The organism is Pseudomonas sp. S2_A02 (assembly GCF_054668495.1).
Genome location: NZ_CP162776.1, coordinates 1662492 through 1686213, shown reverse-complemented (window position 1 = coordinate 1686213; position 23722 = coordinate 1662492). Strand labels below are relative to the sequence as shown.

At 60.1% G+C, this 23722-nt stretch carries 15 protein-coding genes; 7 read left to right on the top strand and 8 right to left on the bottom strand.

The window, feature by feature from the left end:
- Positions 1–14: 14 nt before the first annotated feature.
- Positions 15–1226, bottom strand: coding sequence for a CmpA/NrtA family ABC transporter substrate-binding protein (locus AB4O41_RS07605; RefSeq protein WP_460146984.1), 1212 nt, complete (start codon positions 1224–1226; stop codon positions 15–17).
- 229 nt (positions 1227–1455) lie between these two features.
- On the opposite strand from AB4O41_RS07605, the gene AB4O41_RS07600 reads away from it, so the two are divergent.
- On the top strand, positions 1456–2475 hold the full coding sequence (locus AB4O41_RS07600) for a quinone-dependent dihydroorotate dehydrogenase (protein WP_038980250.1): 1020 nt from the start codon (positions 1456–1458) through the stop codon (positions 2473–2475).
- Between the two features lie 300 nt (positions 2476–2775).
- Here AB4O41_RS07600 and rmf read toward each other — a convergent pair whose 3' ends face one another.
- A complete protein-coding gene (gene rmf / locus AB4O41_RS07595; protein WP_003223300.1) occupies positions 2776–2991 on the bottom strand; it encodes a ribosome modulation factor in 216 nt (71 codons plus the stop codon).
- A 528-nt stretch (positions 2992–3519) separates the two neighbouring features.
- Between rmf and rlmKL the strand changes: the two genes are divergently transcribed.
- Both rlmKL and AB4O41_RS07585 read left to right on the top strand, forming a co-directional pair.
- Positions 3520–5790, top strand: coding sequence for a bifunctional 23S rRNA (guanine(2069)-N(7))-methyltransferase RlmK/23S rRNA (guanine(2445)-N(2))-methyltransferase RlmL (gene rlmKL, locus AB4O41_RS07590; RefSeq protein WP_123720838.1), 2271 nt, complete (start codon positions 3520–3522; stop codon positions 5788–5790).
- Positions 5791–5934: 144 nt separating this feature from the next.
- The gene (locus AB4O41_RS07585) at positions 5935–8325 is read left to right on the top strand and encodes a sensor domain-containing diguanylate cyclase (RefSeq protein WP_460146981.1); all 2391 of its coding nucleotides are present in this window, start codon (positions 5935–5937) and stop codon (positions 8323–8325) included.
- 176 nt (positions 8326–8501) lie between these two features.
- On the opposite strand, the gene dacB is transcribed toward AB4O41_RS07585, so the two are convergent.
- On the bottom strand, positions 8502–9962 hold the full coding sequence (dacB, locus tag AB4O41_RS07580; protein ID WP_460146979.1) for a D-alanyl-D-alanine carboxypeptidase/D-alanyl-D-alanine endopeptidase: 1461 nt from the start codon (positions 9960–9962) through the stop codon (positions 8502–8504).
- A gap of 234 nt (positions 9963–10196) precedes the next feature.
- On the opposite strand from dacB, the gene AB4O41_RS07575 reads away from it, so the two are divergent.
- Positions 10197–10541 carry a YggL family protein gene (locus AB4O41_RS07575; protein WP_007896965.1) on the top strand — a complete coding sequence of 115 codons (345 nt, stop codon included), beginning with the start codon at positions 10197–10199 and terminating at the stop codon, positions 10539–10541.
- A gap of 58 nt (positions 10542–10599) precedes the next feature.
- On the opposite strand, the gene AB4O41_RS07570 is transcribed toward AB4O41_RS07575, so the two are convergent.
- Complete coding sequence (locus AB4O41_RS07570; protein WP_460146977.1) at positions 10600–11790, bottom strand: benzoate/H(+) symporter BenE family transporter; 1191 nt, start codon at positions 11788–11790, stop codon at positions 10600–10602.
- 356 nt (positions 11791–12146) lie between these two features.
- Here AB4O41_RS07570 and AB4O41_RS07565 point away from each other — a divergent pair, with 356 nt between their 5' ends.
- Positions 12147–12911, top strand: a complete 765-nt coding sequence (locus AB4O41_RS07565) for a GntR family transcriptional regulator (RefSeq protein WP_253551663.1) — start codon at positions 12147–12149, stop codon at positions 12909–12911.
- 180 nt (positions 12912–13091) lie between these two features.
- On the opposite strand, the gene guaD is transcribed toward AB4O41_RS07565, so the two are convergent.
- The 4 genes from guaD to xdhA form a co-directional block, all read right to left on the bottom strand.
- Positions 13092–14396 (bottom strand): guanine deaminase, encoded by a 1305-nt coding sequence (gene guaD, locus AB4O41_RS07560; RefSeq protein ID WP_460146975.1) that lies wholly within the window; start codon positions 14394–14396, stop codon positions 13092–13094.
- A gap of 27 nt (positions 14397–14423) precedes the next feature.
- The gene (gene xdhC / locus AB4O41_RS07555) at positions 14424–15269 is read right to left on the bottom strand and encodes a xanthine dehydrogenase accessory protein XdhC (RefSeq protein WP_123360034.1); all 846 of its coding nucleotides are present in this window, start codon (positions 15267–15269) and stop codon (positions 14424–14426) included.
- Between the two features lie 125 nt (positions 15270–15394).
- On the bottom strand, positions 15395–17788 hold the full coding sequence (xdhB, locus tag AB4O41_RS07550) for a xanthine dehydrogenase molybdopterin binding subunit (protein ID WP_460146973.1): 2394 nt from the start codon (positions 17786–17788) through the stop codon (positions 15395–15397).
- Positions 17781–19235 carry a xanthine dehydrogenase small subunit gene (gene xdhA / locus AB4O41_RS07545; protein WP_460146971.1) on the bottom strand — a complete coding sequence of 485 codons (1455 nt, stop codon included), beginning with the start codon at positions 19233–19235 and terminating at the stop codon, positions 17781–17783. The genes xdhB and xdhA overlap by 8 nt, the downstream gene beginning before the upstream one ends.
- A 266-nt stretch (positions 19236–19501) precedes the next feature.
- Here xdhA and AB4O41_RS07540 point away from each other — a divergent pair, with 266 nt between their 5' ends.
- Together AB4O41_RS07540 and smc are read left to right on the top strand one after the other, a co-directional pair.
- Complete coding sequence (locus AB4O41_RS07540) at positions 19502–20161, top strand: GntR family transcriptional regulator (protein ID WP_258621038.1); 660 nt, start codon at positions 19502–19504, stop codon at positions 20159–20161.
- A gap of 2 nt (positions 20162–20163) precedes the next feature.
- Entirely contained in the window at positions 20164–23652 is a 3489-nt protein-coding gene (smc, locus tag AB4O41_RS07535; protein WP_460146969.1) for a chromosome segregation protein SMC, read from the top strand.
- Positions 23653–23722 lie beyond the last annotated feature (70 nt).

The window sequence follows — 23722 nt, the reverse complement described above, 5'->3', positions numbered from 1 at the left end:
TTCGTAGGCTCCTGTCAGCGGCTGGCGAGAAGGGGAGCGCTGTCGCTCATGGCGTGCAGGGTGAAGCTGCGGGCATAGCCGGCCGGGTCCGAACCGTCCCAGACTTTGCCGTCGATCAACTGACTGCTGCGCATTTCCTGACTCCGGGCGGACACACCGACAGCGGTGGCGGCCTCACGGTATAAGTCTAGTTGCTGGACCTGACGGGCCACACCGAGGTAATCCGGGTCGTCACGCAGTAAACCCCAACGCCGGAACTGGGTCATGAACCACATGCCGTCGGACAAATACGGAAAATTGACCCCGCCATCACCGTGGAAACGCATGGCGTGCGGGTCTTGCCAGCAATTGCCCAAACCATCGGCGTAGTCACCGAGCAAGCGTGGTTCGATGCAATCGAGCGGTGCATCCAGATACTCAGGCGCACTCAACAGTTGCGCGGTGCTGCGGCGATTTTCGCGGCTGGCTTCGATGAATCGGCTGGCTTCGAGGATCGCCATCACCAATGCCCGTGCGGTGTTGGGGTATTGCTCGACGAAGGCGCGGGTACAGCCGAGGACTTTTTCCGGGTGATCGGGCCAGAGGGTCTGGCTGGTGGCCATCGTAAACCCGAGATTCTGCTGCACCGCACTGGCCGCCCACGGCTCGCCGACGCAGAAACCGTCGATGCGCCCGGCTTGCAGGTGCGCCACCATTTGCGGCGGCGGGACCACCACGCTGTCGACATCCTGTAACGGATGAATGCCCTGGCTCGCGAGCCAGTAATACAGCCACATGGCGTGGGTGCCCGTAGGAAATGTCTGAGCGAAGGTCAGTTTTGGGCGACTTTGGTGCACGTGCCGGTCCAATGCTTCAGGACTGGTCACGCCCAAGGCCTGCAAGCCGTGGGAGAGGTTGATGCTCTGGCCGTTCTGGTTCAGCCCCATGAGCACGGCCATGTCGGTGGAGGCTACGCCGCCGATGCCCAAGTGCACGGCGTAAATCAGGCCGTACAGGCTATGGACGGCGTCGAGTTCGCCGCTGACCAGTTTGTCCCGCAGGTTGGCCCAGGACGATTGGCGCTTGAGGTTCAGGGTCAGGCCGTACGGTTGGGCGAAGCCCTGAGTGGCCGCGACCACCACTGAGGCGCAGTCGCTCAGGGCCATGAAGCCGAGGTTGATTGCGGTTTTTTCCGGGGCATCGCTGCCATTGACCCAGGCCAGTGGGCCGGCTGATGGTTCATTCATCGATTTCGCACCTTCCAAAAAAAAGCGTCGTCCCAAGGCTCTTGCGTGAGCAAAGCCGGGTGACGACGCCATTGTCCTTCCACTCATCCCGCCGTTGGCATGAGTGCTGATGCCTGTGATGGTGCAAGGCATATGCCATCGCTGGCTGATTTTGTTGCGCGCCTCGCGTGAAGCCCAGATGCGCGGCTATAATCGCCGCCTCTCATCGCCAACCGAGTCAAGCCTGCCCATGTACACCCTGGCCCGTCAGCTGCTGTTCAAACTTTCCCCGGAAACCTCCCACGATCTGTCCCTGGACCTGATCGGCGCGGGCGGGCGTTTGGGCCTCAACGGCTTGCTGTGCAAGGCACCGGCGAAACTGCCGGTAACGGTCATGGGCCTGGAGTTCCCGAACCCGGTGGGTTTGGCGGCCGGTCTCGACAAAAACGGCGCAGCGATCGATGGGTTTGCCCAATTGGGTTTCGGTTTTGTCGAAATCGGCACCATCACGCCGCGTCCGCAACCGGGCAACCCGAAACCACGGATTTTCCGCTTGCCGGACGCCGAGGCGATCATCAATCGCATGGGCTTCAACAACCTCGGCGTCGATCACTTGCTCGCTCGCGTGGCGGCAGCCAAGTACAAGGGCGTGCTGGGCATCAACATCGGCAAGAATTTCGATACGCCGGTTGAACGTGCGGTCGACGACTACCTGATCTGCCTGGACAAGGTCTATGCCCACGCCAGCTATGTGACGGTCAACGTCAGCTCGCCGAACACCCCGGGCCTGCGCAGCCTGCAATTCGGCGATTCGCTCAAGCAATTGCTCGCCGACCTGGCCACCCGCCGGGCGGAGCTGGCGCTGCGTCACGGCAAACATGTTCCGCTGGCGATCAAGATCGCGCCGGACATGACCGACGAAGAAACCGCTCAAGTCGCCCAAGCGTTGATTGAAACCGGGATGGACGCAGTGATCGCCACCAACACCACCCTGAGTCGCGTTGGCGTCGAAGGCATGGAACATGGTGACGAGGCGGGCGGATTGTCCGGTGCACCGGTTCGCGACAAGAGCACTCACACTGTGAAGGTGCTGGCGGCGGAGCTGGCCGGTCGCTTGCCGATTATTGCCGTTGGCGGCATCACCGAAGGCAAGCACGCGGCTGAGAAAATCGCCGCGGGTGCGAGTTTGGTGCAGCTTTACTCTGGCTTCATCTACAAAGGCCCGGCGCTGATTCGTGAATCGGTGGATGCCATCGCCGCCCTACGCTGAAACCTGGGTAGCCTTGGGTAAAGGCTTTTGTGGCGAGGGAGCTTGCTCCCGTTCGGCTGCAAAGCAGTCGTAAATCCTGCAATCGCGTTTTACCTGATACACCGAGTTGATTGGTTTTTGGGGCCGCTTCGCAGCCCAGCGGGAGCAAGCTCCCTCGCCACAAAAGCCCACCGCAATTTTTGCAGGCATAAAAAAGGGCTCCTCGAAGGAGCCCCTGGGCCGAAGCCCGCCGTCCGGATGGGACGTGCGTGGTTAAGTCGTTGCGTAATCAGATTGTCGTGTCGGAGTGTGTGCCCTGTATTAGCCGACGGCGTGAAGTTCGTTGAGTCTGTGGATTCCCGCAGTGCCGGTCATACCGTCCCAGTTGTCGCCGCGTCCTTCTCGCCAGCCATTGATCCAGGCTTGGCGTACCGACGGTAGAGTAAAGGGGCAAAGCTCACGGGATTTACCACCAACGCCATATTGATATCCGCGCAAAAATGCTCTTTCCAACGGATCACGCTTAAGTCTTCTCATAGGGTGTTTCCCTCACTTGTTGACTGTATGTATCGCGTCGACCTCAATCGAGGTCAGGCAGAAAAATTCTGCCGTTGGTGGCTCGCTGCCGGCGTCGCGAGCCAAGGTGTTGACGCCGTTGCGACGTCAACCTGAGTTGAGTTCTAACCAATGCGTCACATCGAGGGAATGATCGTTTTGTCATAAGAACGTAACCATAAAGATGCTATGGCCATAAGTAACACGATATTTGTCCCGTGTTTATTGGCCAAAGCCCGGTATGATTGGCCCTGCGCTGGAGGATGGGGTAAGCCTTTAACGAGAATGACACCCGTTGCACTCGGGGACTATTCGACGAAGGGTCGACTTATGACATTTTGTTGCATCAACTTTTATATCTGTCCTGGCATCTAAGCTCTTTTAACCCGAGCAGTCAGGGTGGAAGGCGCACCTTCGTGCCACGCGGGCGTTCTGTTAGAAAAACGCCTGATTGAAAACCGGATCGGCAATGCGTTGCCGGTTCACTTAGCTAAAGGCTCTGGAATTACCATGTCCGATCGTTTCGAACTCTTCCTCACTTGCCCCAAAGGCCTTGAAGGCCTGCTCATCGAGGAAGCCGTCGGGCTTGGCCTTGAGGAAGCACGTGAGCACACCTCGGCTGTGCGCGGCATGGCCACCATGGAAACCGCCTATCGCCTTTGCCTGTGGTCGCGTCTGGCGAACCGCGTGCTGCTGGTGCTCAAGCGTTTCCCGATGAAGGACGCCGAAGACCTCTACCACGGTGTGCTGGATATCGAGTGGCAAGACCACATGCTCAACGATGGCACCCTGGCCGTCGAATTCAGCGGTCACGGCTCGGGCATCGACAACACCCACTTCGGCGCCTTGAAAGTCAAAGACGCCATCGTCGACAAACTGCGTACTCCGCAAGGCGACCGTCCGTCGATCGACAAACTCAACCCGGACCTGCGCATTCACCTGCGCCTGGACCGTGGTGAAGCGATTCTTTCTCTCGACCTGTCTGGTCACAGCCTGCACCAGCGCGGTTATCGCTTGCAGCAAGGCGCGGCACCGCTGAAGGAAAACCTCGCGGCGGCGATTTTGATCCGTTCCGGCTGGCCACGAATTGCCGCCGATGGCGGCGCGCTGGCTGACCCGATGTGCGGTGTCGGTACGTTCCTGGTCGAAGCCGCGATGATCGCCGCCGACATGGCGCCGAACCTGCGTCGCGAGCAATGGGGCTTCACCGCCTGGCTCGGTCACGTGCCGGCGCTGTGGAAAAAGCTCCACGAAGAAGCCACCGAACGCGCCGCAGCCGGCCTGGCCAAGCCACCGCTGTGGATTCGCGGTTATGAAGCTGACCCACGCCTGATTCAACCGGGCCGCAATAACGTCGAACGTGCCGGCCTGAGCGAGTGGATCAAGATCTATCAGGGTGAAGTCGCGACCTTCGAGCCGCGCCCGGACCAGAACCAGAAAGGCCTGGTGATCTGCAACCCTCCGTACGGCGAGCGTCTGGGCGATGAGGCGAGCCTGCTTTATCTCTACCAGAACCTTGGCGAACGTCTGCGTCAGGCATGCTTGAACTGGGAAGCGGCGGTGTTCACTGGCGCCCCGGACCTGGGCAAGCGCATGGGCATCCGCAGCCACAAGCAATACTCGTTCTGGAACGGTGCCTTGCCGTGCAAATTGCTGCTGATCAAGGTCACGCCGGACCAGTTCGTCACCGGCGAGCGTCGTACTCCGGAACAGCGCCAGATCGAGCGCGAACAGGCCGAGTCCGATGCGCCGTCGAACATCGAAGCGCCGGGCAAATACGAGAAGTACAACAAGAACGGTAACCCGATCAAGCCGGCCCCGGTGGTGATCGAGCAACCGCGCTTGAGCGAAGGCGGGCAGATGTTTGCCAACCGTCTGCAAAAAAACCTCAAGGCGCTGGGCAAGTGGGTCAAGCGTGAAGGCATCGACTGCTACCGCGTCTACGATGCCGACATGCCGGAATATTCCATGGCCATCGACCTGTATCACGACTGGGTCCACGTTCAGGAATACGCCGCACCGAAGTCCATCGATCCGGAAAAAGCCTCGGCGCGGATGTTCGATGCCCTGGCGGCGATCCCGCAAGCGTTGAACATCGACAAGAACCGCGTGGTGGTCAAGCGTCGCGAGCGTCAGAGCGGCACCAAGCAGTACGAACGCCAGAGTGCACAGGGCAAGTTCAATGAGGTCAACGAAGGCGGCGTGAAGCTGCTGGTGAACCTCACCGACTACCTCGACACCGGGCTGTTCCTCGACCACCGGCCGATGCGCATGCGAATCCAGAAAGAGGCGGCCGGCAAGCGCTTCCTCAACCTGTATTGCTACACAGCGACCGCCAGCGTTCATGCGGCCAAGGGCGGTGCGCGCAGCACCACCAGCGTCGACCTGTCGAAAACCTATCTGGATTGGGCGCGTCGCAACCTGTCGCTGAACGGTTTCTCCGACAAGAACCGTCTGGAGCAGGGCGATGTGATGGCCTGGCTCGATGCCTGCCGTGACGAGTACGACTTGATCTTCATCGACCCGCCGACCTTCTCCAACTCCAAGCGCATGGAAGGGATTTTCGACGTGCAGCGTGATCAGGTGCAGTTGATCGACCTGGCCATGGCACGTCTGGCGCCGGGCGGGGTGTTGTACTTCTCCAACAACTTCCGCAAGTTCCAGCTCGAGGAAAACCTCACCGAGCGTTATGCCGTTGAAGAAATCACCGCCCAGACCATCGATCCGGATTTCGCCCGTAATGGCAAGATTCACCGTGCCTGGAAAATCACCGCTCGCTGACCCTTAAACACGATTGGATCCACAGGGCCTTGATTTTTAAAGGCTCTTGGGTCCTTTCAGTGCTGGTCAAATTAGTGGCTAATAGCTATAACTCAACTCATGGCCAATGGGCTTTTCCGGCACCTGGCGTTTTGAGTTGTATCTATGTCGTTACACGCCGTGCGCCCCAAGATCCTGGGTTTTATCCGCGAAGATGTTTCGGCCTGGCTGGTCGCGCTGCTGGCGTTGCTCGTCGGCGGGATTCTCACGGGATTGCTGGCCTGGGCGACGTTCAATCAATTTCATCAGCAATTGCGGCAACGTTTCCAGCTGCTCGCCAGTGAACGTTACAGCCGTATCGAAGAACGTTTCGAAGATCAGGAGCAGCGCCTCGACGGCCTGCGCCGATTCTTCCTCAATTCCGGATCGGTGTCCCGCGAGGAATTCGACGGTTACGCCAAACCTCTTTTACGTCGCACCCAGGCCTACTCCTGGGCTCCACGGGTTTCCCGTGCTGAACGTCCCCTGCTTGAACGCGTGGTGCGTGAAGAAGGCTTGGGCGATTTCACCTTTCGCGAACTCACCGCCGATGGCCAGTTGCAACTGGCCACGGAACGGGACGAGTACGTACCGGTGCTATACACCCAAACCCAAAGCCGACTGCCCACGCCGCTGGGTTACGATTTGCTGGCTCAACCCCTGCGTCGTTCGACCCTGGAACGGGCCGATCGCAATGGCCGCATGACCGTGTCGCAACCGTTGCATCTGGTCGGCATCGAGCCCGCCTATTCGCGGGGCGTGTTGCTGGTAGCGCCAGTCATCCGTCAGAACCTTCCGAACGCCGCGCCCGCCGGGTATGTCATGGCGGTGATCAGCATGCGCCAGCTGTTGGCGGACGGGCTGCCGGAAGAGAATCATGATTCTCTCTCGGTGCGTATTCTCGACTTGTCCACCGATGATCAACACGAAGTGTTGTACGAGTCGACCAACACGGCGGGGGCCAGTGACTTGTCCTCCACGCGCGTGCTACGTCTGGCCGACCATGATTATCAAGTGGATATGCGCCCCAGCGTCGCGTTCCTGAAAGCCAACCATTCCTCGGTGGCCAGCCTGGTGGTGCTCGGCGGTTTGCTCAGCCTGCTGCTCAGTGTGTTTCTCTATGTGCTGGTCAGCCAGCGCCAGCGGGCGCTGAAAATGGTGGAGCAGCGGACCCGGGAACTTCACGACCGTGAGCAAGAGTTGCGCGGCACGCATGGCCAGTTGCGCGGTGTGCTGGATGCCGCAACTCAGGTGGCGATCATCGCCACCGACCTGCGCGGAATCATCAGCACCTTCAACGCCGGCGCAGAGCAGATGCTTGGTTACTTCAGTGCGCAGGCCGTGGGCCACATGACCCTGGAAAACCTGCACCTGCCCCGGGAACTCGAAGCACGCTCGGCGGAGTTGAGCGCGCGCTATGGCAAGCCAATCCCGACGTGTCAGGCGATGCTGGTCGAAGGCGGGGAAGAGGGCGGTCACGAAGCCCGGGAGTGGACGCTGGTCCGCCACGACGGCAGCCATTTGACGGTGAACATGCTGGCGACCCCGGTCCTCGACGAGCAAGGCTTGTGGGTCGGCCACCTGGCGATCTGTATCGATATCACCGAGCGCAAGCGTGTCCACGAGGCCCTGGCGGCACGGGACCTGTTGTTGAAGAAACTCAGCGCCCATGTGCCCGGCGGGATCTACCAGTTCAAGATGGAATTCGATGGGCGTTTCAGCGTGATCTACGCCAGCGACGGTATGCGCGATATCTACGAACTTGAGCCGGATGTGCTATTGCTCAACGCCGAAGCGGTGTTCGCGCGGATTCATCCTCAGGACTCGCGTCGGGTCCGCGCGTCGATCCAGGCGTCGGCGGACACCCTCAGCCCTTGGCGCGAGGAATATCGCGTGCAATTGCCCCAGCGAGGTCTGCGCTGGGTCCGCGGCGAAGCAACTCCAGAGGAACTGCCCGGGGGCGGTGTGCTATGGCATGGTTTCATCTCGGACATCTCCGACCTCAAGCGCGTGGAAGAGGAATTGCGCGCACTGTCAGTGACTGACTCCCTGACCGGAATCCATAACCGTCGCTACTTCCAGGAGCGCTTGACCACCGAAATGGCCCGGGTCGAGCGCGGCGGTGGCGAGTTGTCGGTGATCATGCTCGACATCGATCACTTCAAGCGCATCAATGATCAGCACGGTCATGCCATGGGTGATCGGGTGTTGCAGGCCGTGTGCGAGCGCATTGGCGGTCGCCTGCGGCGCACTGATGTGTTCTGTCGCCTGGGCGGCGAAGAGTTCATGGTGCTTTGTCCGGATATCGACGGCGAACAGGCCCATGTGTTGGCCGTGGAGTTGTGGCAAGGGTTGCGCAGTGCGCCGATCGACGAGGTCGGGATTGTCACCGCGAGTTTCGGGATTGCCAGCTGGCGGGCCGGAGAGGGCGCGGATGCGCTGCTGTTGCGGGCGGACTCAGGGGTGTATGCAGCGAAGCAGGCGGGAAGGGATCGGGTTGAGGGGCAGATGAGCTAACCAAGGCGCATGCAATCCCTGTGGACTAATCGCAATGCTGTGCTTTGCCCCAAATCAATGTGGGAGCGGGCTTGCTCGCGAAGAGGGGGTGTCAGGCAACATTAATGTCGACTGACACCCCCTCTTCGCGAGCAAGCCCGCTCCCACATTTGATCTCCAGTGTCTGGACGATCGGTTTACAACACCGAAGCCGTTTCCGGCAGTTTCGGCTGGCGATACAGGTCCAGCAGCACCTGATCCAGCACCGAGGAGGCGCCAAACGGTGCCTTGTCGTTGAGGATCGCCACTACCGCCCAGGTATTGCCATTGATGTCGCGGCTGAAGCCGGAGATGGCACGCACGGTATTCAGGGTGCCGGTCTTGACGTGGGCTTCACCGCGCATCGCGGTAGTCTTCAGGCGTTTGCGCATGGTGCCGTCGGTGCCGGCGATTGGCATCGAGCTGATGAACTCGGCGGAATACGGGCTGCGCCAGGCGGCTTGCAACATCGCGGCCATCTCACGGGCACTCACTCGCTCGGCACGGGACAGGCCGGAGCCGTTCTCCATCACCAGGTGCGGCGCAGTAATGCCTTTTCTTGCCAGCCACTGACGCACCACGCGCTGGGCGGCCTTGGCGTCGTCGCCGTCGGCGTCGGTGCGGAACTTCTGGCCCAGGCTCAGGAACAACTGCTGAGCCATGGTGTTGTTACTGTATTTGTTGATGTCGCGAATGATTTCCGCCAGGTCTGGCGAATAGGCCCGGGCGAGCACCTTGGCGTTGCTCGGCGTCGGTGCCAGACGATCCTGGCCCTGGATGCTGCCGCCCAATTCCTTCCAGATCGCCCGCACGGCGCCGGCGGTGTAGGTCGCGTGATCGAGCAGCGACAGATAGGTCTGGGAACTGCAGCCTTCGCCCAACTGGCCACCGACGGTCACGGTGACGCTGCCATCAGCCTGGGTCACCGGGTTGTAACGCACCCCGCCGGTGCACTGCTTGGAGTTGAGCGCCTTGACCTGATTGTCGATGCGGATGCTGGCAATCGGCGGTTCGACCGACACCAGGACCTTGCCCGAGTCGTTGCGGGCCACGAAGCGCAGGGCCTTGAGGTTAACCAGCAGCGCGTCGGGTTTGACCAGGAACGGTTTGTTCTCATCATTGCCGTCGTCGTTGAATTCAGGCAGTTGCGGTTGTACGAAGAAGCCGCGGTCCAGCACCAGGTCGCCGGTGACCTGGGTCACGCCGTTGGCGCGCAAATCGCGCATCAGCAGCCAGAGTTTTTCCATGTTCAGCTTCGGATCGCCGCCACCCTTGAGGTAGAGGTTGCCGTTGAGGATGCCCCCGCTAAGGGTGCCGTCGGTGTAGAACTCGGTTTTCCACTGGTGGTTCGGGCCAAGCATTTCCAGCGCGGCATACGTGGTCACCAGCTTCATGGTCGAGGCCGGGTTAACCGAAACGTCAGCGTTATGAATGGTTGGGGTGCCCGGGCCATTGAGCGGGATCATCACCAGCGACAGGGCACTGTCCTGCAGTTTGCTGGCCTTGAGAGCCTTTTCGACGTTGGGCGACAGGGCGGTGTTGATCGAAGCGGCGGAAACGGGAAGGGCCAGGGGTAGAAGAAGACTGGCCAGCAGCAATGGACGCAAAGATTTGATCATCTGAAATAAAACCCTACAGCCGAGGGGAAAAAAGACGAGGGCATGGAAATAAATTCCCTCAGTGGTCATGAAAGTGTCGGCATTATGCCCCAAGGTGCAACAGCTTGTGCCTTACCCCGGTCGTCTAATCCGCTATTTTTTTACCGACGGTAGGTGTAGCGCCGTTCTGAGGCGGGCAATCGGCGCCTTAAACTGCTAAAGTGCGGCCCGTTATTACTTATGAGGATTGTTCCAATGGCGACTAACCGTTCCCAGCGTCTGCGCAAAAAACTGTGCGTCGATGAATTTCAAGAGCTGGGTTTCGAACTGAACCTGGATTTCAAAGAAGATTTGGCTGATGAAGCCATTGATGCTTTCCTCGACGCGTTCCTGAAAGAAGCCATGGAAGCCAACGGTCTGGGCTATGTTGGCGGCGACGACTTCGGTCTGGTTTGCCTGCAGAAGCGTGGCTCGGTTTCCGAAGAGCAGCGTGCCGCTGTTGAAGCCTGGCTCAAAGGCCGCAGCGAACTGACCGAAGCAACCGTCAGCCCGCTGATCGACGTCTGGTACCCGGAAAAGCCGATCAATCCGGTAGCTTGATGTGCTAAAAAACGGCGACCCAAGGGTCGCCGTTTTTTTTGTGAAGATCCTTTGCTTTTCAGGCTTTGCGCCAGTTTAGAATCACCAGCGTCAACACCCCCGCCACAATCCCCCAGAACGCCGAACCGATGGAAAACAGCGTCAGCCCCGACGCCGTCACCATAAAGGTAATCAGTGCTGCTTCCCGTTCCTGCACTTGCGCCATGGCAATACTCAACCCATTGATGATCGAGCCGAACAACGCCAGCGCGGCAATCGACAGCACCAACTCTTTAGGCAATGCGGCAAACAACGCCGCCAGCGTCGCGCCGAACACCCCGGCAATCCCGTAGAAAATCCCGCACCAGACGGCTGCGGTGTAGCGCTTGTTGCGATCTTCATGGGCATGCGGCCCGGTGCAGATCGCCGCGCTGATGGCCGCCAGGTTGATCCCATGGGAGCCGAATGGCGCCAACAGCAACGAGGCGATGCCGGTGGTGGTGATCAGTGGCGAGGCCGGCACGTTGTAGCCGTCGGCGCGCAATACGGCGATGCCCGGCATGTTCTGCGAGGTCATCGCCACCACGAACAGCGGGATGCCGATGCTGATGGTCGCGGCCAGGGAGAAATGCGGCGTGGTCCAGACCGGCGTCGCGACTTCGAGGTGGAAGCTACTGAAATCCAGCAACCCCATAAACCCCGACAGTGTTGTGCCGATCAACAGCGCGGCCAGCACGGCGTAGCGCGGTGACAGGCGTTTAACCACCAGATACGTGAAGAACATCCCCAGGACCAGCGCAGTGCGGTGCTGGGCGGCGACGAAAATCTCGCTGCCGATCTTGAACAGAATTCCCGCCAGCAACGCCGCTGCCAATGAGGCCGGAATCTTTTTCACCAGCCGTTCAAAACTGCCGGTCAGGCCGCAAATGGTCACCAGCACTGCGCAAGTGATGTAGGCGCCGATGGCCTCGCCGTAACTGACACCGCCCAGGCTGGTGATCAGCAATGCTGCACCGGGGGTCGACCAGGCGATAGTGATCGGGGTGCGGTAGCGCAGGGACAAGCCGATCGAGCATACCGCCATGCCAATGGAGATCGCCCAGATCCACGACGAAATCTGCCCGCTGGTCAGCCCCGCCGCTTGCCCGGCCTGGAACATCAGCACCAGTGAACTGGTGTAGCCGGTCATCATGGCGATGAACCCGGCGACGATGGCCGAGGGTGATGTGTCAGTCAGGGGGCGAAGCTGCGTGTGCGTGGCGTCGGTCATGACAGCGGTGTTCCTTGTTCGGCTAAAGATGTCCGTAACCGCTGAACCCTGTAGGAGCGAGGCTTGCCCGCGAAGGCGTAGTGTCAGTCGATATCAATGTTGAATGACACGACGCCTTCGCGGGCAAGCCTCGCTCCTACAGGGCATCGCGTTTGGCCACGGATTCTGCGTTCAAGCCTAAACTGAAAAGTAACCGGTCGTTGCAATACAGCGAGGGCGACAAACAGCCGTACAGTCGTGTTGCCACCGTCCATTGTGTACAATCGCGGTGTTTTTTACGCGATACTTGCCAGCGACCCACTGTGCCGTATTACAGTCACGGTCAATTCGCCGCAGTTCTCCCGACTCGAGTGCCCATGAACGAACAGTTGCAACCCCTCAAGAAACAACCGCGAGCAGGCAAAGCCGGCCGTAGCGGTACCCAGGACGATATTGTCTACGCGCATATCTTCGAGGCCATCCTCGAACAGCGTCTGGCGCCCGGCACCAAGTTGAGCGAAGAAGCGCTGGGGGAAATTTTCGGGGTCAGCCGCACCATCATTCGCCGCGCGCTGTCGCGTCTGGCCCATGAAGGCGTGGTGTTGCTGCGACCGAATCGCGGCGCTGTCGTCGCCAGCCCGAGTGTCGAAGAGGCCCGTCAGGTGTTTCTGGCGCGGCGTCTGGTGGAGCGGGCGATCACTGAATTGGCGGTTCAGCACGCCACCGCCGAGCAACTTCTCGAACTGCGGCAGATGGTCAACGACGAGCGCGACAGTTTTTCCCGTGGCGATCGTGGTGCCGGTATCCGTCTGTCCGGCGAGTTCCATTTAAAACTGGCCGAAGCGGCGAAAAACGCACCGCTGATCAGCTTCCAGCGCAGCCTGGTGTCCCAGACTTCGTTGATCATCGCCCAGTACGAGAGCGGCAACCGTTCCCACTGTTCTTATGATGAACACACCCAGTTGATCGACGCGATCGAAGCCCGGGACGCGACGCTGGCGGTGGACCTGATGATGCATCACATGGACCACATCGACAGCAAACTCAACCTCGACGAAGAAAGTGCGTCGGATGATTTGCATGCGGTGTTTTCGCATTTGTTGCAGACCAAGAAGCCGGGGCGGCCGGTCGCGAAACTCTGATAGACCGAGTCGCGCCCATCGCGAGCAGGCTCGCTCCCACAGGGGAATGCATTTCAAATGACACTAATCGTTCCCACGCTCTGCGTGGGAATGCGGCCCGTGACGCTCCGCGTCACTGGACGCGGAGCGTCCCTAGAGGCATTCCCACGCGGAGCATGGGAACGATCAGCCCGGAAGATCTTAGCGCTGATGCACCAGATTCCCCGCCGCATACGTCTGCAACACCGTCCGGTCATCCCCCAGCGTCATCAATACAAACAACATCTCGGCAATGTTATTGGCCTGCTTCAGGCGATAGCCGAGCAGTGGCGTGGCGTTGTAGTCCAGCACCAGGAAGTCTGCGTCGGTGCCCGGTTGCAGGGTACCGATCTTGTCTTCCAGGCGCAGGGCGCGGGCGCCGCCGAGGGTGGCCAGGTACAGCGACTTGAACGGGCTCAGCCTTGCGCCTTGCAGTTGCATGACTTTGTAGGCTTCGTTCAGGGTTTGCAGCAGCGAGAAACTGGTGCCGCCGCCGACGTCGGTACCGAGGCCAACATTGAGTTTGTGTTTCTCGGCCATCGGCAGATTGAACAAGCCGCTGCCGAGGAACAGGTTGGAGGTCGGGCAGAACGCAATCGCTGAACCCGTCTGCGCCAGTCGCGCACATTCGTCGTCGCACAGGTGAACGCCGTGGGCGAACACCGAGCGTTCGCCGAGCAATTGGTAGTGATCGTAGACATCCAGATAGCCCTTGCGCTCAGGGAACAGCGCCTTGACCCACTCGACTTCCTTCAAGTTTTCGCTGATGTGAGTCTGCATGTACAGATCCGGATATTCACTCAGCAGCTGGCCGGCGAGGGTCAGTTGTTCCGGGGTGCTGGTCGGGGCGAAGCGTGGGGTGACTGCGTAGTGCAGGCGACCCTTGCCGTGCCAGCGCTCAATCAGCGCCTTGCTTTCGACGTAGCTCGATTCGGCGGTGTCGGTCAGGTAGTCCGGCGCGTTGCGGTCCATCATCACCTTGCCGGCGATCATCCGCAGGTTCAGCTGTTCGGCGACCTCGAAGAACGAATTCACCGATTGCGGATGCACGCTGCCGAACACCAATGCAGTGGTGGTGCCGTTGCGCAGCAGTTCCTTGATGAAAATGTCCGCCACTTCATCAGCGTGGGCCTTGTCGGCGAACTGGCTTTCGCACGGGAAGGTGTAGGTATTCAGCCAGTCCAGAAGCTGTTCGCCGTAGGCGCCGACCATGCCGGTTTGTGGCAAGTGGATGTGGGTGTCGATGAAGCCAGGGGTGATCAGTGCGTCCTGATAATGAGTAATCTCGATGTCGGCCGGCAGGGTCGGCAGCAATTCGCTGGCGTGGCCGATGGCACTGATCTGGCCGTTATCGACCACCAGCAAGCCGTCTTCGAAATACTCATACGAGGCTTCGATGCCCACTTCGGCGGGGTCGGCGATGCTGTGCAGGAGGGCGGCGCGGTAGGCTTTGCGAGTCAGAGGCATGTGAGTTCTCAATTAGTTCGAAGCTTTTCAGTTCAAAGCTTGGCTGCGGCGTGAAGCAGGCAGCAGTTTGGCGATCGATGATCCGGCGCTGGCAGTGTGCTGGCCGAAATTCGCGTTATAGGTGGCGATGATTTCGCCGGCGATGGAGATGGCGATTTCCACAGGCAACTTGCCTTTGACTTCGCCGATGCCCATCGGGCAGCGCATGCGTTGCAGCACGCTGCTGTCGAAACCGCGGTCACGCAGGCGATGTTCGAACTTCACTCGTTTGGTCTTCGAACCGATCAGGCCGAAGTAGGCGAAGTCGTTGCGCTTGAGGATCGCGGCGGTGAGTTCGAGGTCGAGTTGGTGGTTGTGGGTCATGACGATGCAGTAGCTGCCGGCGGGCAGGTCATCGACTTCATCCACCGGTTCTTCGGTGACGATTTTGCGTACGCCGTGGGGAATCTGTTCGGGGAACTCAGCTTCCCGTGAGTCGATCCAGCGCACCCGGCAGGGCAGGCTGGCGAGCAGCGGTACCAGCGCCCGACCGACGTGGCCGGCGCCGAACACCGCAATCTGCGCCTGGACCTGGCCCATCGGTTCGAACAGCAATACGGTCACGCCGCCGCAGCACTGGCCCAGGCTGGCGCCAAGGCTGAAGCGCTCCAGATGGGTGTCCTGTCGGCCGCTGGCCAGCATCTCGCGGCCGATCTGCATGGCCTTGTATTCCAGGTGCCCGCCACCGATGGTGTCGAACGTTTGCGTGGCGCTGATGACCATTTTCGAGCCGGCATTACGCGGCGTCGAGCCGAGCTCTTCGATGATGGTCACCAACACACAGGGTTCACCCCGGGTTTGCAGGTCGGCGAGGGCGTCGATCCAGTTGTACATGGTTCACCTCTCAAGATCGTTCCCACGCTCTGCGTGGGAATGCATCTCTGGACGCTCCGCGTCCGCTGTTCACAATGCGACGCAGAGCGTCGCGGGCTGCATTCCCACGCAGAGCGTGGGAACGATCAAACCACCTCGGTTTCAGCTTCCACGGCTTTCACCGCTTTCAACTGCCGCATCTGCTCACAGCCCCACAACACCCGCTCCGGGGTCGCCGGTGCGTCGATTTTCGGTTGATGCTGGTAGTCGCCCAAACTGGCCACGGCATCCTTGATCGCGCACCACGCGGCGATCCCAAGCATGAACGGCGGCTCGCCCACGGCCTTGGAATGGAACACCGTGTCTTCCGGGTTCTTGCGGTTTTCCACCAGTTTCACCCGCAGGTCCAATGGCATGTCCGCCACCGCCGGGATCTTGTAGCTGGCTGGGCCGCTGGTCATCAGTTTGCCTTTATCGTTCCACACCAGTTCTTCCATGGTCAGCCAACCCATGCCCTGGATGAAACCACCCTCGACCTGACCGATATCGATCGCCGGGTTCAGCGAGTCGCCGACGTCGTGAAGGATGTCGGTGCGCAGCATCTTGTACTCGCCGGTCAGGGTATCGACGATCACCTCGGCGCAGGCCGCACCGAAGGCGTAGTAGTAGAACGGCCGACCACGGGCCTGACTGCGGTCGTAGTAGATTTTCGGGGTCTTGTAGAAGCCGGTGCTCGACAGCGAAACCTGAGCGAAATACGCCTGCTGGATCAGCGATTCAAACGTCAGAATGTGATCGCGAACCCGCACGTGACCGTTGTGGAATTCCACGTCTTCTTCACTGACCTTGTATTGCCGCGCGGCGAATTCCACTAAGCGCTTCTTGATGATTTGCGCCGCGTTTTGCGCCGCTTTGCCATTGAGGTCGGCGCCGCTCGACGCAGCGGTTGGCGAAGTGTTCGGAACCTTGTCGGTGTTGGTCGCGGTGATCTGCACGCGGTCCATTTCCACCTGGAATACTTCAGCCACGACTTGCGCAACCTTGGTGTTCAGACCCTGGCCCATTTCGGTACCGCCGTGGTTCAGGTGGATGCTACCGTCGGTGTAAATGTGGATCAGTGCACCGGCCTGATTGAGGAAACTGGCGGTGAAGGAAATACCGAATTTCACCGGGGTCAGCGCCAGGCCCTTTTTCAGGATCGGGCTGTTGGCGTTGTAGCGACGGATCGCTTCGCGACGCTCTGCGTACTGGCTGCTTTCTTCCAGTTCGGCGGTCATTTCCTCGAGCATGTTGTGCTCGACGGTCTGGTAGTAATGGGTGACGTTGCGCTCGGTCTTGCCGTAGTAGTTGGCCTTGCGCACCGCCAGCGGATCGAGGCCCAGATGCCGGGCAATCGCGTCCATCACTTCTTCGATGGCGACCATGCCTTGCGGGCCGCCGAAACCACGGTAAGCCGTGTTCGACGCGGTGTTGGTCTTGCAGCGGTGACCGTTGATGGTCGCGTCGCCCAGGTAGTACGAGTTGTCGGCATGGAACATCGCACGGTCGACAATTGACGCCGACAAGTCCGGTGAGCAACCGCAGTTACCGGCCAGTTCCAGCGCAATGCCGTGCAGGCGGCCGGTGCTGTCGAAACCCACGTCGTACTCGACGTAAAACGGGTGACGCTTGCCGGTCATCAGCATGTCTTCGACACGCGGCAGACGCATTTTGGTCGGTTGACCGGTCAGGTGCGCAATCACTGCGCACAGGCATGCCGGGCTTGCCGCTTGAGTTTCCTTGCCGCCGAAACCACCGCCCATGCGGCGCATGTCGACGACGATTTTGTTCATCGACACGTCCAGTACTTCCGCCACCAGTTTCTGCACTTCAGTGGGGTTCTGGGTCGAGCAGTAAACAATCATGCCGCCGTCTTCAGTCGGCATCACCGAAGAGATCTGGGTTTCCAGATAAAAGTGTTCCTGGCCGCCGATGTGCAGCGTGCCTTGGATGCGATGTTCAGCAGTGGCCAAAGCAGTCGCCGAATCGCCGCGCTGATGCGTGTGGCTGTCGAGCACAAAGTGGCGTTTGCGCAGGGCTTCGACCACGTCCAGAACCGGTTCGAGATCTTCGTATTCGATGATTGCGGCCATCGCTGCTTTACGCGCTGTTTCGAGGTCTTTCGCTGCGACGGCGAGTACCGGTTGACCGACGAATTGTACGTCATCGATGGCCAGCAACGGGTCGCCCGGCAGCAATGGACCGATGTCTTTCAGGCCCGGCACATCTTCGTGGGTAATGGCGATGCGCACGCCTTCGAAGGTGTAGCAGGGCTTGGTGTCGATGCTGATGATTTTCGCGTGGGCGCGGTCCGACAGCCGTGCGTAAACGTGCAACTGATTGGGGAATTCCAGCCGATCGTCGATGTACTGCGCTTCACCGGACACATGCTTGTCGGCGCTGTCGTGCTTGACGCTGCGGCCGACTCCGGTGGTCAGGTCCTTGGCGAACAATTCAGCCAGTTCGGCTTGGGTCTTCTCTACAGCGTGATGATTAGACATAAGCGGTCACCCGAGTCTCGATGTGCGGTGTTTGCAGTTCGATGAAGTATTTGCGCAGCAGGTTCTGCGCGCTGAGCAGGCGGTATTCCTTGCTGGCGCGGAAGTCCGAGAGTGGCGTGAAGTCTTCGGCCAATGCAGCGCAGGCGCGTTCGAGGGTAGCGTTGTTGAACGGCGCACCCAGCAGGGCGGCTTCGCAGTGTTTGGCGCGTTTTGGAATGGCCGCCATGCCGCCGAAGGCAACGCGGGCGTCGGCGATCACGCCGGTGCCGATGCGCAGGTTGAACGCGGCACAAACGGCGGAAATGTCATCGTCCAGACGCTTCGAAACCTTATAGGCGCGGAACAGTTGTTCAACGCTGGCGCGCGGCACGATGATCTTCTCGATGAACTCGCTTTCCTGACGCGCGGTGACCCGGTAATCGATGAAGTAATCTTCCAGGGCCATGGTGCGGCGGATTTCGCCTTTGCACAGGATGATCTGCGCGCCGAGGGCGATCAGCAGCGGTGGCGAGTCACCAATCGGCGAGGCGTTACCGATGTTGCCGCCGAGGGTGCCCTGATTGCGGATCTGCAAGGAGGCGAAGCGTTGCAGCAATTCGCCGAAGTCCGGGTACTCGGCCTTCAAGGCGTCGTAGCAGTCGGAGAGGGCGGTAGCGGCGCCGATCTCCAGGCGATCGTCGAAGCGTTCGATGCGTTTCATTTCGGCGACGTTGCCGACGTAGATCATCACCGGCAAGGTGCGGTGGAACTGGGTGACTTCCAGCGCCAGATCCGTACCACCGGCCAGCAGGCGGGCCTGTGGATAAGCGTCGTAGAGGTCTGCCAGATCGGCCACGGTCAACGGCACCAGGCAGCGTTTGTCGCCACTGTTGAGTTCGCCGATATCGGTGGGGGCGATGGCTTTCAGGCGGGCGATAGTGTCCGCTTCGCGAGCATCGAATTGGTCGGGTTGTTTGCCGCAGCAGGATTGCTCGGCAGCGGCCAGGATCGGCCGATATCCGGTGCAACGGCAGAGATTGCCGGCCAGCGCTTCGTGGGCTTTATGGGCGTCGGGCTCGTCGCTGTTCTTTTGCAGCGCGAACAGCGACATCACGAAGCCCGGGGTGCAGAAACCGCATTGCGAGCCGTGGCACTCGACCATGGCTTTTTGCACGCTGTGCAGCTCGCCTTGGTGCTTGAGGTCCTCGACGCTGATCAGTTGCTTGCCGTGCAAGGAGGAGACGAACGTCAGGCACGAGTTGAGGCTGCGATAGCGAATGTGTTCGCGGCCCAAGTCGTCCGTCTGCAACTCGCCGACCACCACGGTGCAGGCGCCACAGTCGCCGCTGGCGCAGCCTTCTTTGGTGCCGGGCTTGCCCACATGTTCGCGCAGGTAATTGAGCACGGTCAGGTTCGGGTCCAGGGCGTGCTCGCTACGGAGTTCCTGGTTTAGTAAAAACTGGATCACGGAAGGCCTCGCAAACTCATTATTGTTGTTAACCGACATGAGCCGAATTTATCAGGTCTGACTTTTCGGTCAATGATTTTCTGACTTAAAGGTCAGGAACTGGCTTTTTGTCGATCAACGACTCGTTCCTTCATTATTGACCCTCACGGGATAGCTTGCCTTTTGCGTGAATCGTGCCAAAAACCGCTGGGTGGGCACTCCGCCATGACCTATCAATTGCGCTACACTGCGCCGCTTGTGCAGATCGAAGAGTTTGAAGGACAACCATGACGTTCAAGGCCCCGGACAGCCTCGCCGAGCAAATCGCTCACCACCTCGCCGAACGTATCATTCGCGGCGAAATGAAGCCGGGGGAGCGCATTCAGGAACAGAAGGTCACGCTGGCGCTCAATGTCAGCCGCGGTTCAGTCCGTGAGGCCTTGCTGATTCTCGAGCGCCGCCACTTGATCGCGATTTTGCCGCGACGTGGCGCCCACGTGACCGAACTCACGGCGCATAAGGTGCAGAGCCTGTGCACGTTGATGAGCGAATTGTACATTTTGCTCGGCAATGCCGTGGCCAGCGGCTGGCAAGTCCAGGCCGACATGGTGCCGTTTCTGCAGATCCAGCAGCGCCTGACCGACAGCTACGAGCGCCAGGACATTCGCACGTTCGTCGACGACAGCTTCAGTGTGATGCGCGCCGCGTATCCGTTCGCCAACAACCCGTACTTGCAGGAAACCGTCGAGAATCTGCAGCCGGCCATGAGCCGCGCGTATTTCCTCGCGCTGGATCAGCGCAAGGCCTCGATGAGCGAGTTCCTCGAGCTGTTCGAGCGCTTGCTCGCCGCCGTGCTGGCCCGTGACTTTCCTCAGATCCGCGTGGTGCTGACGGCGTATGCCCAGCGCAGCTGCGATCTGGTGGTCTCTGCCCTGACGGTCGCTTAAGCGTGCGGCTCAAGTGCATCAAACTGGCGGGGTTCAAATCCTTCGTCGATCCGACCACGGTGAACTTCCCCAGCAACATGGCGGCAGTGGTCGGGCCCAATGGTTGCGGCAAGTCAAACATCATCGACGCCGTGCGTTGGGTGATGGGCGAGAGCTCGGCCAAGAACTTGCGCGGCGAGTCGATGACCGACGTCATTTTCAACGGCTCGACCAGCCGTAAACCGGTGAGCCAGGCGAGCATTGAGTTGGTATTCGATAACTCCGACGGCACCCTGCTCGGCGAATGGGCCGCCTATGCGGAGATTTCCATTCGCCGCAAAGTAACCCGCGATAGCCAGACCACCTACTACCTCAACGGCACCAAATGCCGCCGCCGCGATATCACCGACATCTTTCTGGGTACCGGCCTCGGCCCGCGCAGCTATTCGATTATCGAGCAGGGGATGATCTCCAAGCTGATCGAATCCAAGCCCGAAGACCTGCGCAATTTCATCGAAGAAGCCGCCGGTATTTCCAAGTACAAGGAACGTCGGCGCGAGACTGAAAACCGTATCCGCCGCACCCACGAAAACCTTGCCCGCCTGACCGACCTGCGCGAAGAGCTCGAGCGTCAGCTTGAACGCTTGCACCGCCAGGCCGAGGCCGCCAAGAAGTATCAGGAATACAAGGGCGAAGAACGCCAGCTCAAGGCCCAATTGTCGGGCCTGCGCTGGCAAGCGTTGAACGAACAGGTCGGCCAGCGCGAAGCGATCATTGGCACTCAGGAAGTCACCTTTGAAGCGCTGGTGGCCGAGCAACGCAATGCCGACGCGGCCATCGAACGGCTGCGTGACGGTCATCACGATCTGTCCGAGCGCTTCAATCTGGTGCAGGGGCGTTTCTATTCGGTCGGCGGCGACATCGCTCGGGTCGAGCAGAGCATCCAGCACGGTCAGCAGCGTTTGCGTCAGTTGCAAGACGACCTGAAGGAAGCCGAGCGCGCGCGGCTGGAAACCGAGTCTCACCTGGGCCACGACCGCACCTTGCTGCTGACCTTGGGCGAAGAGCTGGACATGCTCACGCCGGAACAGGAAGTCACCAGCGCCGCCGCCGAAGAAGCTGCTGCCGCGCTCGAAGAATCCGAAACCACCATGCACGGCTGGCAGGAGCAGTGGGACACCTTCAACCTCACTGCCGCCGAGCCACGCCGTCAGGCTGAAGTTCAGCAGTCGCGAATCCAGCAGCTGGAAACCAGCATGGAACGTTTGGCTGATCGCCAGAAACGCCTTGGCGAAGAACGTGCGTTGCTGTCGGCGGATCCGGAAGACGCGGCAATCATGGAACTCAGCGAGCAGTTGGCTGCGTCCGAGGCCACGCTCGAAGACTTGCAGGCCAGTGAAGAAGCTCAGGTTGAACGTCTTGAACAACTGCGTCAGGAATTGCAATTAGCACTGCAAAATCAGCAACAAGCGCAAGGTGATTTGCAGCGGCTCAACGGTCGACTGGCGTCGTTGGAAGCCTTGCAGCAAGCCGCGCTCGATCCCGGCACCGGCACTGCCGAATGGCTGCGCGAACAGCATCTGGCGGATCGTCCGCGTCTGGCCGAAGGCCTGAAGGTCGAGGCCGGTTGGGAACTGGCGGTGGAAACCGTGCTCGGCGCCGACCTGCAAGCGGTGCTGGTGGATGACTTCGGTGATTTCGATCTGGCCGGGTTTGCCCAAGGCGATTTGCGCCTGCTCAGCCCGGCCACCGATGGCGTGCGCATGCCTGGCAGTTTGCTCGACAAGGTCGAGGCGCAGATCGATCTGTCGCCATGGCTGGGGCAGGTCAAACCGGTCGACAGCCTTGAGCAGGCCTTGGCCTTGCGCGGGCAATTGGCCGCCGGCCAAAGCCTGATCAGTCGCGACGGTTACTGGGTCGGTCGACATTTTTTGCGTGTGCGCCGGGCCAGCGAAGCGGAAAGTGGCGTGCTCGCCCGTGGTCAGGAAATCCAGCGGTTGGGCCTTGAGCGCGAAGAGCGCGAAGCCACGGTCGAAACCCTGGAAACCCAACTTCAGAATCTCAGGGCGCAACAGCGTCAGCAGGAAAACGGTCGCGAACATTTGCGCCGTTTGCTGCAAGACGAAGCCCGTCAGCAGGGCGAATTGAAAGCCCAGTTGTCCGCTGGCAAAGCCAAGGTCGAGCAGTTGACCCTGCGCCGCACCCGTCTCGATGAAGAGCTCACCGAGCTGAGCGAACAGCGCGCTCTGGAACACGAACACATCGGCGAAGCGCGTCTGCAATTGCAGGAAGCCCTCGACAGCATGGCGCTGGATACCGAGCAGCGCGAGCTGCTGCTGGCCCAGCGCGACAGCTTGCGCGAACGCCTCGATCGGGTGCGTCAGGAAGCCCGACAGCACAAGGATCATGCGCATCAACTGGCGGTACGCCTCGGTTCGCTGAAGGCGCAACACGACTCCACTCGTCAAGCGCTGGAACGGCTGGAAATGCAGTCCGAGCGCCTGACCGAGAAGCGTGAACAGCTCAGCCTCAATCTGGAAGAGGGCGAGGCGCCGCTGGAAGAGCTGCGGCTGAAACTCGAAGAGCTGCTCGACAAGCGCATGACCGTCGACGAAGAGCTCAAGACCGCGCAAGTCGCCATGGAGGACGCCGACCGCGAACTGCGCGACGCCGAAAAGCGCCGCACTCAGGCCGAGCAGCAATCCCATTTGATTCGCAGCCAGCTCGAACAGCAGCGCATGGAATGGCAAGCGCTGACGGTGCGGCGCAAGACTTTGCAGGATCAATTGCTGGAGGACGGCTACGACCTGCACGGCGTACTCGCGACCTTGGTGGCCGAGGCCAACGAGAAAGACGCCGAAGAAGAACTCGAGCGTATTGCCGCGCGAATTCAGCGCCTCGGCGCGATCAACCTCGCGGCTATCGACGAATACCAGCAACAATCCGAGCGTAAACGTTATCTGGATGCTCAGAACGACGATTTGGTGGAAGCGCTGGACACGCTTGAGAACGTAATTCGCAAGATCGACAAGGAAACCCGAAACCGCTTCAAAGATACCTTTGATCAGATCAATGGCGGTTTACAGGCCCTTTTCCCAAAAGTTTTCGGTGGAGGGCGCGCGTATTTGGAACTGACGGGCGAAGATCTACTCGATACAGGGGTGACGATCATGGCGCAGCCGCCAGGAAAGAAGAACAGCACCATCCATTTGCTCTCCGGTGGCGAAAAAGCCCTGACTGCATTGGCCCTGGTTTTTGCCATCTTCAAGTTGAATCCGGCGCCGTTCTGCATGCTCGATGAGGTTGACGCGCCATTGGATGACGCTAACGTTGGACGCTACGCACGGCTGGTCAAAGAGATGTCGCAGACGGTGCAGTTCATCTATATCACCCACAACAAGATCGCCATGGAAATGGCCGATCAATTGATGGGGGTGACGATGCACGAACCCGGTTGCTCGCGTCTGGTGGCAGTGGATGTGGAGGAGGCGATGGCCATGGTGGACGCCTGAATTATTGCTTGTAGGGCGGGTATTTTTGAGCTGTAGGGCTTTTTACCTGTCTTGACTTGCTGGCCAATCG